Annotated in this window: 13 protein-coding genes; 3 read left to right on the forward strand and 10 right to left on the reverse strand. The window is 66.8% G+C overall.

What is annotated here, in order from left to right:
- Positions 1–22 precede the first annotated feature (22 nt).
- The gene (locus FFS37_RS07300) at positions 23–280 is read right to left on the reverse strand and encodes a hypothetical protein (protein WP_137930271.1); all 258 of its coding nucleotides are present in this window, start codon (positions 278–280) and stop codon (positions 23–25) included.
- Positions 281–542: 262 nt separating this feature from the next.
- On the opposite strand from FFS37_RS07300, the gene FFS37_RS07305 reads away from it, so the two are divergent.
- Positions 543–1,178 carry a methyltransferase family protein gene (locus tag FFS37_RS07305; RefSeq protein ID WP_137930272.1) on the forward strand — a complete coding sequence of 212 codons (636 nt, stop codon included), beginning with the start codon at positions 543–545 and terminating at the stop codon, positions 1,176–1,178.
- Positions 1,179–1,218: 40 nt separating this feature from the next.
- Here FFS37_RS07305 and FFS37_RS07310 read toward each other — a convergent pair whose 3' ends face one another.
- The 9 genes from FFS37_RS07310 to FFS37_RS07350 all read right to left on the reverse strand — a co-directional run bounded on the left by FFS37_RS07310 (position 1,219) and on the right by FFS37_RS07350 (position 11,539).
- Complete coding sequence (locus FFS37_RS07310; RefSeq protein WP_210240445.1) at positions 1,219–2,538, reverse strand: NAD(P)/FAD-dependent oxidoreductase; 1,320 nt, start codon at positions 2,536–2,538, stop codon at positions 1,219–1,221.
- Between the two features lie 77 nt (positions 2,539–2,615).
- Positions 2,616–3,668 (reverse strand): ABC transporter substrate-binding protein, encoded by a 1,053-nt coding sequence (locus tag FFS37_RS07315; protein WP_171026205.1) that lies wholly within the window; start codon positions 3,666–3,668, stop codon positions 2,616–2,618.
- Positions 3,661–4,779 (reverse strand): ABC transporter ATP-binding protein, encoded by a 1,119-nt coding sequence (locus tag FFS37_RS07320; RefSeq protein WP_137930274.1) that lies wholly within the window; start codon positions 4,777–4,779, stop codon positions 3,661–3,663. Before FFS37_RS07320 ends, FFS37_RS07315 begins: the two co-directional genes overlap by 8 nt.
- Positions 4,776–5,591: an ABC transporter permease gene (locus FFS37_RS07325; protein WP_137930275.1), complete on the reverse strand. Its 816-nt coding sequence runs from the start codon at positions 5,589–5,591 to the stop codon at positions 4,776–4,778. The genes FFS37_RS07320 and FFS37_RS07325 overlap by 4 nt, the downstream gene beginning before the upstream one ends.
- Positions 5,588–6,469, reverse strand: coding sequence for an ABC transporter permease (locus FFS37_RS07330; protein ID WP_232375592.1), 882 nt, complete (start codon positions 6,467–6,469; stop codon positions 5,588–5,590). Before FFS37_RS07330 ends, FFS37_RS07325 begins: the two co-directional genes overlap by 4 nt.
- On the reverse strand, positions 6,466–7,641 hold the full coding sequence (locus tag FFS37_RS07335; protein WP_137930276.1) for an acyl-CoA dehydrogenase family protein: 1,176 nt from the start codon (positions 7,639–7,641) through the stop codon (positions 6,466–6,468). Before FFS37_RS07335 ends, FFS37_RS07330 begins: the two co-directional genes overlap by 4 nt.
- Positions 7,638–9,791 carry an acetate--CoA ligase family protein gene (locus FFS37_RS07340; protein ID WP_171026206.1) on the reverse strand — a complete coding sequence of 718 codons (2,154 nt, stop codon included), beginning with the start codon at positions 9,789–9,791 and terminating at the stop codon, positions 7,638–7,640. Before FFS37_RS07340 ends, FFS37_RS07335 begins: the two co-directional genes overlap by 4 nt.
- A 180-nt stretch (positions 9,792–9,971) precedes the next feature.
- Entirely contained in the window at positions 9,972–10,895 is a 924-nt protein-coding gene (locus FFS37_RS07345) for a LysR substrate-binding domain-containing protein (RefSeq protein ID WP_137930278.1), read from the reverse strand.
- Positions 10,892–11,539, reverse strand: coding sequence for a TetR/AcrR family transcriptional regulator (locus FFS37_RS07350; protein ID WP_137930279.1), 648 nt, complete (start codon positions 11,537–11,539; stop codon positions 10,892–10,894). Before FFS37_RS07350 ends, FFS37_RS07345 begins: the two co-directional genes overlap by 4 nt.
- A gap of 462 nt (positions 11,540–12,001) precedes the next feature.
- Between FFS37_RS07350 and FFS37_RS07355 the strand changes: the two genes are divergently transcribed.
- The gene (locus FFS37_RS07355) at positions 12,002–13,387 is read left to right on the forward strand and encodes an aminotransferase (RefSeq protein WP_137930280.1); all 1,386 of its coding nucleotides are present in this window, start codon (positions 12,002–12,004) and stop codon (positions 13,385–13,387) included.
- 37 nt (positions 13,388–13,424) lie between these two features.
- Positions 13,425–14,492 (forward strand): peptidase C39 family protein, encoded by a 1,068-nt coding sequence (locus FFS37_RS07360; protein ID WP_137930281.1) that lies wholly within the window; start codon positions 13,425–13,427, stop codon positions 14,490–14,492.
- Positions 14,493–14,510: the final 18 nt, after the last annotated feature.

The following is a 14,510-nucleotide window of genomic DNA, read 5'->3' on the forward strand; positions in this document are numbered from 1 at the left end:
AGATCCTCGATGGCTGATGTCGTTACTTGCCCATGACCTTCATGGCCTGGGCGAAGAAGTCGTCGGCGCGCTTGTCGTCGTCGGCGTTGCAGCGCTCGATGCCCTTGCTCTCCAGATCCAGAACCTTGGCCTTGTCGGCGGTGTTGAGCTTGGCCTGCCCTTCGGCGGCCCGCAGCGCCTTCAGTGTCTCCTCGCAAGGCGCGGGGGCGGCGGAGGCGGCGGAAATCGAAGCGGAGACGGCGAGCGCGGCCGCCGCGAGGGCAAATGCAAATCTTTTCATGAAACCATTCCCTGTCTGATGCCGGCTGGCCGGCTGGTGCAATCGAACCGGCTTTCAAGTCCAGGCCGGCATCCAGACGATAGGGAAGCGACTTCACTGCAGCCTGTCCGTGGACATACAATTTCGTAAGAATGGCCGTCGTGCCGGCGAAAGGACTTTACGGAGGGCTCGCGGTGCGCTGATAGAAGGCCACGGCCTTGTATCCGCCATCAATCTCATGCCCCAGTGCTCCCGGGCCAGCCAGAGCCCAAGGAAAACACGAATGACCTACGCGTCCCTCAAGCCGGTTTCACAGGCTTTCGTCCAGCGCAAGCGGCTGATCTTCGTTCGTGTCGCGGCGGCGCTGGCGGTGGTGCTGCTGTTCCTCACCAAGCCGGCGCTCAGCGAAGGCTCGAACGGGCACGAAACGCTTGAATTCATCGGCTTCTGCCTGGTGCTGACCTGCGTCGCCGGCCGGCTGTGGAGCATTCTCTATGTCGGCGGCAAGAAGAACGAGGAGCTGGTTTCGACCGGCCCGTTCTCGATGAGCCAGAACCCGCTCTACTTCTTCTCGACGGTGGGCGCGGTCGGCATCGGCCTGCTCTACGGCTCGCTGCTGGCGGCCGCGGTGCTCGGCATCGCCAGTTTCCTCATCTTCCGTGTCACGGCGCGCAAGGAAGCCGAGTTTCTGCTGGGCAAGTTCGGCGCGGCCTATGTCGCCTACATCAACAGGACGCCACGGTTCTGGCCGAACCCGCTCATCTACCGCGACAGTGACGAGCTGCAATTCTCGACGCGGGCGCTGAGGCGCACTTTCTATGACGGGCTCTATTTCCTGGCCATTTTTCCAGCCATCGAGCTGATCGAGTATCTCCGGGAGACGGGGCTGCTGTTCCCGGCCTTCCTGACGGTCTATTGACGGCCGGCACGCGACAAGGCACGCGACTGGCGGCAAGCGATCACGCGGCGCTCCGGCTGTCGAGCAGCCGGTAATACTGGCTGAAGGCGAAGACGCCGACCTTGCGCAAGGCATGCAGCGCGTAGCGGTCAGGCGCGGTCACCGGGAACGGCAGGTCGGCCGGCGCGGTGCCCAGTGCCAGATCGGCGAGCAGCTTGCCCGTTGTCGTGCAGGCGGCCACGCCGCGCCCGTTGCAGCCGAGCGCGGTGAGCAGGCCGGGCGCCAGTATGTGGATATGCGGCATCGTATCCTTGGTGATGGCGACCTTGCCGCTCCAGACGAACTCGACCGGCGCGCCGGCGGCCTGTGGAAAGATGCGGGCCAGCGCGGCCTTCAGCGGCGCGGCGTCGCCCATCGTGGGATTGTCGTCAACGGGTGAGCGCCCGCCCATCACCAGCCGGCCTTCGTGGTCGAGGCGGAAATAAAGCAGCAGGCGCCGCGTGTCGGCGACGCCCTGGCCGCCCGGCAGGATGGTTTTGCGCACCGACGGCGCCAGCGGATGCGTGGCGATCTGGAAACTGGTGACCGGAATGACGGTCTGGCGCAGCCCCGGCCAGAGATTGCCGGTATAGGCATTGGTGGCGAGTACGACCTGGCGCGCCCGGACCGAGGCCTGGCCAAGATCGAGCCGCCAGCCGTCGCCATCGCGACGCAGGCCAAGCGCCGGCGACCGGGCCAGGATGGTGGCGCCGTGCGACATCGCCGCCGCCGCCAGGCCGCGCGCGTAGCTTAGCGGCTGCAGCACACCGCCGCGCGGATCGAACCAGCCGCCATGATAGGCGCCGGCGGCAGAGCCGGTGAGCTCGGCCATCGCGCCGGTATCGAGCAGGCGCGCCTCGACGCCGCGGGCGCGCCATTGCCGGAAGCGCGGCGTGACGATGTCCGAAAACGGCCCCGGCCCATGCGCGCCCTGGATCCAGCCGCTGCGCTCGGCGTGGCAGTCGATGCCGTACTTCTCGATGATATCGAAGACCAGATCGCCACCGGCGCCGAAGGTTCTGGTGATGGCGCCGCCGAGCGCCTGGCCGAACCTCGCCTCGAGCTTGTCGGGATCATGCTTCAGCCCGGCGATGATCTGCCCGCCATTGCGTCCCGACGCGCCCCAGCCGGGCTCGCTCGCCTCCACAACGACCACCTTCCTGCCTGCCTGGGACAGGTGCAAGGCCGTGCTCAGCCCGGTATAGCCGGCGCCGACGATGGCGACATCGGCCACGGCATCGCCTTTCGCCCTGGCATAGTCTGGCGCGGGCGCCGCCGTCGCCGCCCACAGGCTGGCCGGCAAGGCGAGGGATTCCTCGGCGTGCATGTCTTTCCCCAGCAAGGTGTCTTTCCCCAAGTAGGTGGTCCTGGCGTTTTACCCGGGGTGGCCAATCCCTGGCCACCCCGGGTAAAACGGGGTTACTGCAGCATCAGCTGGTTCCACTTTTCCTCATAGGCGACCGAATATTTGTCGGCTTCGCCTTCGTTGAGGATCAGCATCTCCTTGATGTTGTCCGGCGACATGACGAGGATTTTCTTCGTCTCCACATCGGCCCCCGATGTGGCGCTGCTCAGCACCGGGCCATAGGTCTTGAGCTCCAGCAGTTTCGCCTGCTGGGCATCCGCCAGCGCGAAGTTGATCGCCTCATGCGCCAGTTCGACATTGGGCGAGCCCTTGGGGATGACCCACCAATTCGCCCAGGCGATGCCGTCCTTGTAGGTGAAGCCGACCGGCGCGCCTTCCGCTTCCGCCGCCAGCACGCGGCCGCTCCAGGCCGAGGACAGCGCCAGCTCGCCGGAGGAGAGCAGCTGAGGCGGCTGCGCGCCGCTGCCCCACCACACGGTGACATGCGGCTTCAGCTCCTTGATCTTGGCCATAGCCATATCGGCCTTCTCGGTGGTGTAGGGGAAGACTTCTTCATGCTTCAGGCCGGCGGCGAGAAGGGCGGCCTCGTAGTTGTAGTAGAAGAAGCGGTAGAGGCCGCGTGGTCCGGGAAAGCGCTTCACGTCCCAGAAGTCGGCCCAGGATTGCGGGCCGGCATCCGGGAAGGCGGTCTTCGACCAGGCCATGATGGTGGCGCCGGTCGAGGTGGCGATGCCGTTGGGGGCGACCCAGCCCTTTTCGAGCGCCGCCGCATTGGGGATCTTCGACACGTCGATCGGTTCGAGGAAGCCTTCATTGGCGCCCTGCCAGACCGTGCGCCCGCCGACGTCGACCAGGTCCCACTCGACCGCCTTGGCCTGGACCATGGCCTTGATCTTGGCGGTCTCGGTCGGCGAGGTGTTGACCACCGGGATGCCCTTGAGCTGGCCGAACGGATCGATGAAAGCCGCCTTTTCGGCATTGGACAGCGCGCCGCCCCAGGAGGTGAAGGTGAAGGGCCGGTCCGCCGCGCGCGCCAGCCGGGGAAGACCCGCCGCGCCGGCCAGCACGCCGCCCGCTGCCGTCAGAAGGAAAGTACGCCTATGCATCAGCTTTCTCCGTTTTGGTGGGTTTGGATGGGGAATGCGGAACCGCGCGGACATGGCCCGGTTTCCAGGTGACATGCACCCTGGCGCCCGCCCGCAAGGCGCGGTCGGTGATCTGGCGGGCGGCAAGCGTCTGGCCGCTCTCCAGCCGCAAGGTGAGTTGCGTAAGCTCGCCGAGATAGATCACCTCGACGATCTCGGCGGCGACGCCCTCACCGTTGCGATCGAGCTCGACATGTTCGGGCCGGAGCAAGAGCCGCGCCGGCTCGCCCGCTGCGGTGCCGGGTGCCGCGTCGACGGCGATCGTCCTGCGGAAGGCCTCGACATCGACGGACGCCTGGCCGCCTGATGCCGAGAGGACGCGCACTGGCAACAGGTTGGATTCGCCGATGAAGCCGGCGACGAAGGCATTCACGGGACGGTCGTAGAGATCGTCGACCGTTCCGAGTTGCTGGATGCGGCCACCGTCCATCACCGCGATGCGGTCGGAGAGCACCAGCGCCTCCTCCTGGTCATGGGTGACATAGATGGTGGTGCGGCCGAGCTTCTGGTGCAGCCGGCGCAGTTCGAGCTGCACGGAGCGGCGCAGCTGCTTGTCGAGCGCGCCGAGCGGCTCGTCCATCAAAAGCACGTCGGGCTCGATGACCAGCGCGCGGGCCAGCGCCACGCGCTGCTGCTGGCCGCCGGACATCTGTTGCACGGCCCGGTCGGCGAAACCGTCGAGACGCATCAGCGACAGGATTTCACCGACGCGCCTGGCGATCTCGGGCTTGGGCAGGCGCCGCACGCTCAAGCCGTAGGCGACGTTCTCGCCGACGCTCATATGCGGAAACAGCGCGTAGTTCTGGAACACCATGCCGATGTTGCGATGGCGGGCGGGCAGGCGGGTGACGTCGCGTTCGCCGATGCGGATCTCGCCCGCCGTCGGCTCGACATAGCCGGCGGTGAGGTTGAGCAGTGTCGTCTTGCCTGAACCCGAAGGCCCGAGCAGCGTCAGGAACTCGCCGGCCGCCACATCGAGATCGGTCGGCTCCAACGCCCTGAAGCTTCCATAGCTTTTGGAGACGCCGGTGAGGCGCAAGGATTGCCCGGTGTGTACTACGGATTGAGTCATCGGCTCGGGCTCCCGGTTTTGCGGCTGCCAGTTTGGCGGCTGAATGCCTGCGCCAGCGCGAACAGGATGATGGCGAGTGCGATCATCACCGTCGCGGCGACCGCGATGACCGGCGTGAATTCAAGCCGGATCGATTCCCATATCTTCACCGGCAAGGTCTTGGAGGCGTAGCCGGCCATGAAGACGGCGATGATGACCTCGTCGAAGGAGGTGATGAAGGCAAAGATGGCGCCGCCGACGATGCCCGGCGTGATGTTGGGCAAGGTGACGGTGCGGAAGATCCGCCATGGGCTGGCGCCCAGACCGGCGGCGGCGCGCAGCCAGTTGTCGTCCACGGCGCGGAGCGCGATACCGACATTGATGACGACGAAGGGCAGCGCCAGTATGGCGTGGCCAAGGCTCATGCCCAGGATCGTGCCGGAGAGGCCGACATCGAGCGCACTGCGGTAGAGCGCCACCGCGGTGACGATGACGGGCACGATCATCGGCGCCAGGAAGAGGCCGGTGACCAGCATGCGCAGCCGTCCATCGATGCGGCGCAGGCCGATCGCGGCAAGGGTGCCGAGCACCACCGCGATGATGGTCGCCAGCGTCGCGACCTCGACGCTGTTGACCAGGGATGTGTGCCATTCGGGATCGGCGAGAAAGCGTTCGTACCAGACCCCGGACCAGGCGCGCGGCGGCAGATAGATGAAGCTCGCCTTGTTGAAGGAGGCCGGCACCACGGCCAGGATCGGCAGCACCAGGAAGGCGAGCACCAGGCTGGCACCGGCATTGGCTGCAATGCGCAGGAGGAGCGGCAGCCGGTTCATCGCGCGAAAAGCCCCCGCTCGATCGGCAGCAGCCGGGCGGCCAGTCCCATCAGCACCAGCACGATCGCCAGAAGGGCGAGCGAGCCGGCGGCGGCGAGCGACCAGGCGAGCCGGTCGTTGACGAAGCTGGCGATCAGCATCGACAGGGTGATGGCGTTCGAGCCGCCAAGCAGCGCTGGCGTGATGAAGAAGCCGAGCGACAGCAGGAAGACGAAGGTGGCGCCGCCGGCAAGGCCGGGCAGGCAGAGCGGCAGATAGATGCGCCGGAAGGTGTCGACGAGGCTGGCGCCCAGCCCGTCGCTGGCCAGCAGAAGCCGGCGGTCGATGCGGACCATGGCGCCGTAGAGCGGCAGGATCATGTAGGGCAGGAGAATATGGATCATGCCGATGAGCACGCCGACATTGTTGAACAGCAGCGCCAGCGGCGCCTCGGTTATGCCGGCGCTCATCAGGAGCCGGTTGATCGGGCCGTTGCGCTCCAGAAGCAGCATCCAGGAGAAGGTGCGCACCAGAACCGAGATCCAGAAGGGGAACAGCACGCCGTAAAGCGCGATGCCGAACCAGACGCCTTCGAGGCGCGACAGGACGTAGGCGACGGGCCAGGCAAGCAGCACGCAAAGCGCCGTCACCATCACGGCGACGACGAAGGTGTTCCACATCACCTGGCGATAGACCGCGCTTTCAGCGAGCACGCCGAAGGTCGCGAACGGCCCTGCCGGATCGATGAAAGCCAGCGAGAACAGCCGCGCCAGCGGCACCACGAACAGCAGCGCCAGCACGACCAGCGCCGGGCCGAGCAGGAACGCGGTCTCGGCATGCCGGCGCGACAGCAACGCGGCCCGCGCTTTCGGTTGAGTATGGGTGCCGGCAGCGGTCACGCCCAGGCAACCTCGCTGAACACGCCCATGCCGCGCTTGCGGATCTGGCCGGCGACCACGACGCGCTGGATTTCCGACGTGCCCTCCCAGATACGGTCGACGCGGATGTCGCGGTAGAGCCGCTCGACCGGGTTCTCGCGCATGTAGCCGCGTCCGCCCAGCACCTGCAGCGCCTTGTCGATGACCCGGCCGGCGGCTTCCGAACAATAGAGTTTCAGCGCGCTGGCATGGGCATGCACGCGCTTGCGGTCGAGACCCTGGTCGATCTCCCAGGCGACGCGGTAGAGCATCGACTTGGCGGCGAAGATGTCGATGGCCATGTCGGCCAGCATGAACTCGACGCCCTGGAAATCGCGGATCGGCCGGTCAAACTGGTGGCGCGTGGTGGCATAGTCGTTGGCGATCTCGGCGGCGCGGGTGGCGGCGCCGACCGCATGCGAGGCGATCTGCAGGCGGGCCTCGACGAACCAGTCCTTGGTCAGTTCCAGGCCCTGGCCGATACGGCCCAGCATCTTGTCCTCGCCCACGGTGGTGCCTTCGAAGCGAAGCTCGGCGTGGTCGAAGGCGAAATTATGCATGAATTTCGGCGAGCGCAGATGCACCATGTTGTTCACCGGCTTGTCGACCAGGAAAAGGGTCGGCTTGTCGGGATCGTCGTCGACATGGGCATGGACGATGACGAAGTCGGATGCGTTGTAGGAGGTGACGAACCATTTCTCGCCGGTGAGATGCCATTCGCCGTTCTTCAGCACCGCGCCTGTCTTGACCCGGCGCGGGTCGGAGCCGGCCTCCGGTTCGGTGATGGCGAAGGCGCCGCGCCGGTAGCCGTGCGAGGATGGGACGAGATAGTCGCGCTTCTGCGCCTCGGTTCCGAATTTCAGGCTGACCGGCGGACGCCAGACGCAGCTCCACAGGCCGTTGGTGACGCGGCCGAGCTGTTCCTCGATCGCCGTCTGCTCGACCATGGTCAGGCCGAGGCCGCCATTTTCCTTGCTGTGATTGATGCCGGCGAGGCCCCAGTCACGCACCTGTTGCCGGACGGCCTCACGGCGCTCCATCGGCAATTCGCCATGCTCGTCGGTGATCATCTCCAGCGGCAAAAGCACCTGGTCGCAGAAGTCGCGCCCCTTTTTCGACAGTTCTTTTTCACGCGGGCTGAGGTCGAAGTTCATGGCATTTCCCTGATGTGTGTATCGTGACGAGCGGCCGGCTTCGCGGCGACCACAAGCGCGTCGACGGCGATGCAGCCGCGGTCTGAAACCATGAGCGGGTTGACGTCCATCTCGTCGATGAGGTCGCCGAGATCGGCGGCAAGCATCGAGAAGCGGGCGAGCGCGGCGACAAGCGCCGGCCTGTCGGCGGCGGGCTGGCCACGGCCGCCGTCGAGCAGCGGGCTGACCTTCAGCCTGCCGATCAGGTCGCGTGCCTGTTCGAGGCTGAGCGGCGGCAGGGCAACGGCGCGGTCTCTCAGCACCTCGATCCAGATGCCGCCGGAGGCGACGACCAGATAGGGGCCGAACTGCTGGTCGCTGACCAGGCCGAACGCGATCTCCACCCCCTTCGGCGCCATTTCGGCGACGAGCGCCTGCGGGCTGAGCCGCGCCGCCATCCCGGTATAGGCATCCGCCAGCGCGCTCTCATCCGCGAGGCCGAGATGGACGCCGCCGACATCGGATTTGTGCTGGATGCCGGGGGCGGCGGTCTTCAGCGCGACGGGAAAGCCGATTTTTTGCGCGCTGGCGAGAACACCGTCCAGCGTGGCGGCGGCGATCGATCGCGGCGTGGCGATGCCGTAGTCGGCCAGCAAGGCCAGCGCCTCGCTCTCACCGAGCGCGCCTGGCTGGGCGAGCCTACGGCGCCAGCGCTCGCGGACATCGCGCGCCACGGCGGACGGATAGGTGTGGCTGACGGCGCGCCGGTCGCGGAACGCCAGCAGGCTGCGGATGGCGTGCAGGCCCTCGTCGGTGCCGTCGATGACCGGCACGCCGGCCTCTGTCGTGGCGAGCGCCAGCGCGCGGTGGTTGACCGCACCGTAGTTGCTGACGACGCAGACCGGCTTGTTCGTCTTGGCGCTGGAGCGAATCACGGCGCGGGTGAAGCCCTCGGCGATGTAGGATCCGTCACGAATATCCTGGAACAACACGCCGATGGCCGTGTCCGGGTCGGCCAGCATGGCATCCATGCAGGCCTCGACATGCATTTCGAAGTCGAGGCCGGAGCCCCAGACATCGAGCGGATTGGCCGGCTGCAGGCCGCTGTCGAGATGGAGCCGCAATCCCTCGCGGGTCCGCTCCGTGATGGCCGCGAACGGCACGCCGGCCCTTGCCGCGAGGTCGGCGACCATTTCGCGCTCGCCGCCGGAATCGTGCAAGCTGGCCAGGCCGCCTTTCGCCGCCCGCCTGCCGGCCGAAAACAGAGTGAGGTTGGCGGCGAGCTGGTCCAGCGTGTCGACGCTCGCCACGCCCCATCTTTCGAACAAAGCCTCGTAGGCGGCATCGTCGCCGGCGATGGCACCGCTGTGGCTGGCGGCGAAGCCGGCGCTGAGCTCGGTGCGCCCGACCTTCAGCGCCACGACGGGGATGCCGAGACGGTCGGCTTTTTCCAGGCAGCGGGCGAAATCGTCCGGCCGCCGCGCCGTTTCCAGGAACAGGCCGATGACGGAGGTGGCGGGCTGGTCGAGCGCCCAGTCGACATAATCTGATGTCGTCGTCGTCAGTTCGCGGCCGCTCGAGACGCAGAGCTGGTACTTCAGACGCTGGTCGTTGTAGGCGAGCGCCGAGAAGGCCGAGCCCGACTGGGTGATCAAGGCGACGCCGCCGGGCCGCATGGGGAGGTCGGCGGCGAAACCGGAGACGCGCAGCCCGATCTGCGGGTTGCAGAAACCCATGCCGTTGCCGCCGCAGATGACGATGCCGGCCTCGCGGGCGATGTCGGTCAGCCGGCCGGCGAGCGGGTCGTTGGCCGCTCCCGTCAGGTCGCAGCTGGCAAAGATGGTGACCGCCCGGGCGCCATGGCGCGCGGCGGCCAGCAAGCCCTCTTCGAGATAGTCATTGGCCAGGCCAAGCACGACATGGTCGACCATTTCGGGCAGGCTGGCGAAGTCGGGGAAGCACGGCACGCCTTCGACCACATCGTATTTCGGGTTGATGGCGTAGAGCCGACCCTTGTAGCCGTCCATCGCCGCGGCCCGCACCATGGTGTTGCCGGGCGTGTTGGGGCGAACGGAAGCGCCGACGAAGGCGATCGACGCCGGCCGCAGCAGCGGGTCGAGGCGATGCCGCACTTGCGTCATGCCGCCAAGGGCGGCGATGGTTCCGGCCAAATCTCTGCTCCCACGGCTTGTTCCCGAAGCCTTCGTTCCGCCCATCCCGCTTTTTATGTTTTCCGGGCGGATCGGATCCACGCCGACTATAGAGTCGCATGACGATCGCGCACGCTCCGAATAGTCAGGAGGCGATGACTTGTAGTCATGGGGCGCGAGCCGACAGGCCCTGACGAGGGATCAACCGCTCAAGGTCTCGCGTTTCAGCTCGGCCATTTCGTTGAGCAGCCAGTCGCGCACCAGGATCGCCGGTTTGCGCAGCGGACGCCTGGCCGTTGCCACCAGGTAATAGTGGTCGCCGGTGCGCAACTCATGCCTGGCGCCCTTGACGAGACCCTTCTGCATCAATTCGTGCGCCACGACATGCCACCAGCCGAGCGCCATGCCGCGGCCCTTGATCGCCGCCTGGATGACCAGCGTGTAGTCGGAGAAGGTCAGGCTGCGGCTGCCCGTGGGCTGCGGATAATCGAATTGCGAGAGATAGCGCTGCCAGGGAATGCGCAATGCCCCGGACAGATGGGCGAGCGTATGCCGGCTGAGATCGCCGCAATCGTCGAGACTGCCGTGCTCGTCCAGATAGGCCGGACTGCACACGGGCAGCACGACCTCTTCCATCAGCGCCCAGCTCTGCTGCTCGGCGCTCGGCGGCTGGTTGTAGCGGATGGCGAGGTCGACGTCCTCGATCGGGCCGGTCGGCTCGCCGCGCACCAGCTGGAAGCGCAGGTCGATGCCGGGAAAGGACGCCTGGAAGCGGTCGAAGCGCGGCATGAACCAGTGCATGGCGAAAGCCGACGACAGTGACAGCGTCACCGTGCCGGCTTCGCCCTGGCGGGCCCTGATATCGTCCAGCGCGATCTCGATCTGCTGAAAGCCGCTGCCGACGGCGCCGTAGAGCAGGCGGCCATCGTCGGTCAGTTCGATGCCGGTCGGCGCGCGCACGAACAGTTTCACGTCGAGATGGCTTTCGAGCCGGGCGATCATGCGGCTGATGGCCGACTGGGTGACGTTGAACTCGCGCGCCGCGCTGGTGAAGTTGAGATGGCGTGCGGCTGCCTCGAACATGAAGATCGCGTTGGGCGACGGCAGCAGCTTGCGCAGGCTCATGACAGACGGTCCGTTTCGGTACCGAAACTTTTCGGGAAGAAAGCGCCGAGATAGGCTCGGCAGATGCGGCGCGCCTGCGTCCAGTCCGCGTTGCCGTGCCCGTCGCCGATCTGGCTCTCGACCCAGAGACCGTCGAAGATGGCGCTGAGTCCACCGGCGATCAGCCCGACGTCGGCGGCCGGCGGCTCGCTGGCGGCGAGCGCGGCGACGAGCGGTTCGAGCCGCGCCATATAGGCCCGGTTGAGTTCGCTGAAACGGGCCCTGTAGTCGGCATTGCGCGAAGTCTCGGCCCAGAATGCCGTCCACACCGCTATGTGCCGGTCGTCGGTCACATCGGAGCCGAGGTCGAGGTCGATCAGGGCTTCGAGCTTGGCCGCGGCATCCGCGTGGGCGTCGCTGCGCGCATGCCATGCCGCCCGGTACTCTTCGACCAGCGCGTCGAGCGCGGCCAGCAGCAGCCGGTCCTTGGTCTCGAAATGGAACGAGACCAGGCCGTAGCCGCAGCCCGCCTCGCGCGCGACGTCGGCCAGGGTGACGCCGGGCAGACCTTTTTGGGCAATGACGGTGATGGCTGCCTGGGTGAGGCTCTGTCGCCGCCGGGCAACCTTTTCAGCATCGCGGGTCTTCTTGTCAGGCTTGGTCAACGGTGCCGGTTCTCCCTTGGAACGATTTCGTATCCGGTTTTCGACCGGCTAAGCAATGTTTGGTGGCGGCGGTGCGTGCAGGCAACCGCTGGAATTTGCTGGTAGCCCTTTCCGAACGTTGGCGCCGCCCCTCACTGTCCTGCCGGACATCTCTCCCCGTAAACGGGGCGAGAGGGGCTGGCCGCAACGCCGGCGCATTTTCTGCGATGCCGGCGATTGGCGAAATCGGCGACAACAGCGCCCCTCGCCCCGTTTACGGGGAGAGGATGCCGGCAGGCAGGTGAGGGGCAGCGCTGACCTCGACAGTCGATGGCTCCCACCCGATCGGAAATTGTCCTTGTCTTCAAGCCATTGCCTGTACCTGCATACAACATCATTGACTGATCAATCAGTCTACGAGAATATTGGCAGGCCGCAACTGAAAACGCAGGCGCGGTCGCGCCATAAACAGGAAGCCCAGCCATGCCGCCACAGGATCTCGCCAACGACCAGCGCGCCGCACTCGACGCGCGCCACCTGATCCATCCGTGGACGGATTTCCGCGAGCAGCCGGTGCTGATCCTGGAGGAAGGCAACGGCGTCCATGTCCGTGACAGCAATGGCCATGAGATGATCGACGGCATCGGCGGCATGTGGTGCGTCAACATCGGCTATGGCCGCAAGGAGATGGCGCAGGCGATTGCCGCCCAGGCCGAGAAGCTCTGCTACTATTCGCCCTTCGGCTTCCTCTCCAACACCCCGTCGATCGAGCTGGCGGCAAAGCTTGCCGCCTATGCGCCGGGCGACCTCAACCGCGTGTTCTTCACCACCGGCGGCTCGACCGCGGTCGATACCGCGATGCGGCTGGCGAGCTTCTATTTCAACGTCACCGGACGGCCGGACAAGCGCCATGTCATCACGCGCGACCTCGCCTATCACGGCTCGACGCATCTCAGCGCCTCGCTGTCGGGAAAGCCGTCGGACCGGGGGCTGATCAGTCTCGTCGAGGACACCATCCACCATATACCGGCGCCCAATCCCTACCGGCGCCCGGACGGCATGACGGAGGCGGAATTCCTCGACGAGAAGGTGCGCGAGCTTGAGGACAAGATCCTCGAACTGGGACCTGAAAACGTCGCCTGCTTCATCGCCGAGCCGATCCTGGCTTCCGGCGGCGTCATCGTGCCGCCCGCGGGCTATCACCGCCGCACGCTCGAAATCTGCCGTCGCCATGACGTGCTCTACATCTCGGACGAGGTCGTTACCGGCTTCGGCCGCAACGGCGCGATCTTCGCTTCGGAGCCGGTCTATGGCATCGTGCCGGACATGATCACCTGCGCCAAGGGACTGACGTCGGGCTACGTGCCGCTGGGCGCGGTGATGGTCTCTGACCGGATCTACCAGGAGATCGCCGAGACGACCGAGGGCCGGATATTCGCCAACGGCTTCACCTATTCCTCGCATCCGGTGGCCTGCGCCGCCGGCCTGAAGAACCTGGAAATCATGGAGCGCGAGGATATCTGCGGCCACGTGCGCGAGGTCGGCCCCTATTTCCTGCAGGCGCTCAGGCCGCTGCTGGATTCGCCGATCGTCGGCGACATCCGCGGCAGCCATCTCATGGCCTGCGTGGAATATGTGAGCGACAAGCAGGCCAAGACCGTGCCGCCGCAGGCCTGGCGGATCGCCCAGCGCATCATCGGCGAGACCATGCCGCGCGGGCTGATGGTGCGGCCGATGGGCTCGATGGTGATCATGTCGCCGCCACTGATCATCACAAAGGCCGAAATCGACGAGCTGGCCGGCATCCTGCGCGAGGCGACCGAGGTGGTGACCGCACAGTTGCGGCGCGAAGGGCTGCTGGCGGCGTGACGAAATTGCCGGTCTTCGTCCTGGCGGGAGGCGAACCATGTCGAATGCGTGGCTGAACAGCAGGGCGAGGATGACGACCTTCGCGGCGGAGGACGCGGCCGTGTGGGCAAGTCTGCCGGCGGCGGTGCCGGCCGCGATCGCCGACCGGCTGGCGGAATTGCGCAAGAACGCCGGCGTCGCCGGCGTGGTGCAATACAGCCCCGAAGGACGGCCGCTGGCCATCGTCGTCGGCCAGCGCCGGCCGGCGGCGGCGATGATGCGCATCGTGCTCGCCTGGACCGCCGCCGGCTTCACGGCCACGGACGGCCCGCGCCTGCTGGAGACGCTGGAGAAGGAAGCGTTCGGGCAGGATGTGCTTTGCCTGCGCGCCGACGAGGAGACGGTGTTGCGGATCGGCGGCCAGTGGGAGCGCCGGGACGGGTTCCTGCAACGCTGGATCGGCATCGAGCCGACCCGTCCGCAGGAACGGACACCGCCATCCTGGCCACAGACGGCGGGCTTCACCTGCGGGCCGTCGGCGCTCGCCATGGCGATGGCAGGCCTCGATCCGGCCTTGCTGCCGGACCGGGCGCTGGAGGTCGCACTCTGGCGCGAGGCCACGACCATCATCGGTCCAAGCGGCCCCGGCGGCTGCGACCCTTATGGCCTGGCCCTGGCGGCACACCGGCGCGGGCTGCGGGCGCAAGTGTTCATGAGCAGCGCCGACCCGATCTTCCTCGACCGCGCCAGTTCGGCGGAAAGGCGCGGCCTGATGGAGTTCGTGCAGACCGGCTTCAGGCGCGAGGCCGTTGCGTCCGGCATTCCCGTTGCGCCCCGCGCCTTCGCCATCGAGGAGATCGGCCAGGCGCTCGATCGCGGCCTGCTGGCGCTGGTGCTGATCGATCAGGCGCCGATGATGGGCTACACCTGTCCGCACTGGGTGCTGGCCCACGGCCATGGCGACGGCATCTATTTCCTCAACGACCCCTGGATCGAACCCGACCGGCAGGAGCAGCCGACGGATGTTCACGACCTTCCGGTGATGGCGGCGCAGCTCGACAGGATGGCCTGGTACGGCAATCCCGCCTACCGCGCCGCCGTGCTGATCGGACCTGGCAGGCCTTGAGCCGCCGGGGCGGCGCCG

The organism is Mesorhizobium comanense, assembly GCF_005503535.1.
In the GTDB taxonomy this organism is placed as follows: Bacteria; Pseudomonadota; Alphaproteobacteria; order Rhizobiales; family Rhizobiaceae; genus Mesorhizobium; species Mesorhizobium comanense.

Coding starts and splice junctions, on each gene's coding strand:
- FFS37_RS07325 (WP_137930275.1), bottom strand. CDS start 5,591: ATGAACCGGCTGCCGCTCCTCCTGCGCATTGCAGCCAATGCCGGTGCC.
- FFS37_RS07360 (WP_137930281.1), top strand. CDS start 13,425: ATGTCGAATGCGTGGCTGAACAGCAGGGCGAGGATGACGACCTTCGCG.
- FFS37_RS07305 (WP_137930272.1), top strand. CDS start 543: ATGACCTACGCGTCCCTCAAGCCGGTTTCACAGGCTTTCGTCCAGCGC.
- FFS37_RS07315 (WP_171026205.1), bottom strand. CDS start 3,668: ATGCATAGGCGTACTTTCCTTCTGACGGCAGCGGGCGGCGTGCTGGCC.
- FFS37_RS07300 (WP_137930271.1), bottom strand. CDS start 280: ATGAAAAGATTTGCATTTGCCCTCGCGGCGGCCGCGCTCGCCGTCTCC.
- FFS37_RS07355 (WP_137930280.1), top strand. CDS start 12,002: ATGCCGCCACAGGATCTCGCCAACGACCAGCGCGCCGCACTCGACGCG.
- FFS37_RS07335 (WP_137930276.1), bottom strand. CDS start 7,641: ATGAACTTCGACCTCAGCCCGCGTGAAAAAGAACTGTCGAAAAAGGGG.
- FFS37_RS07320 (WP_137930274.1), bottom strand. CDS start 4,779: ATGACTCAATCCGTAGTACACACCGGGCAATCCTTGCGCCTCACCGGC.
- FFS37_RS07345 (WP_137930278.1), bottom strand. CDS start 10,895: ATGAGCCTGCGCAAGCTGCTGCCGTCGCCCAACGCGATCTTCATGTTC.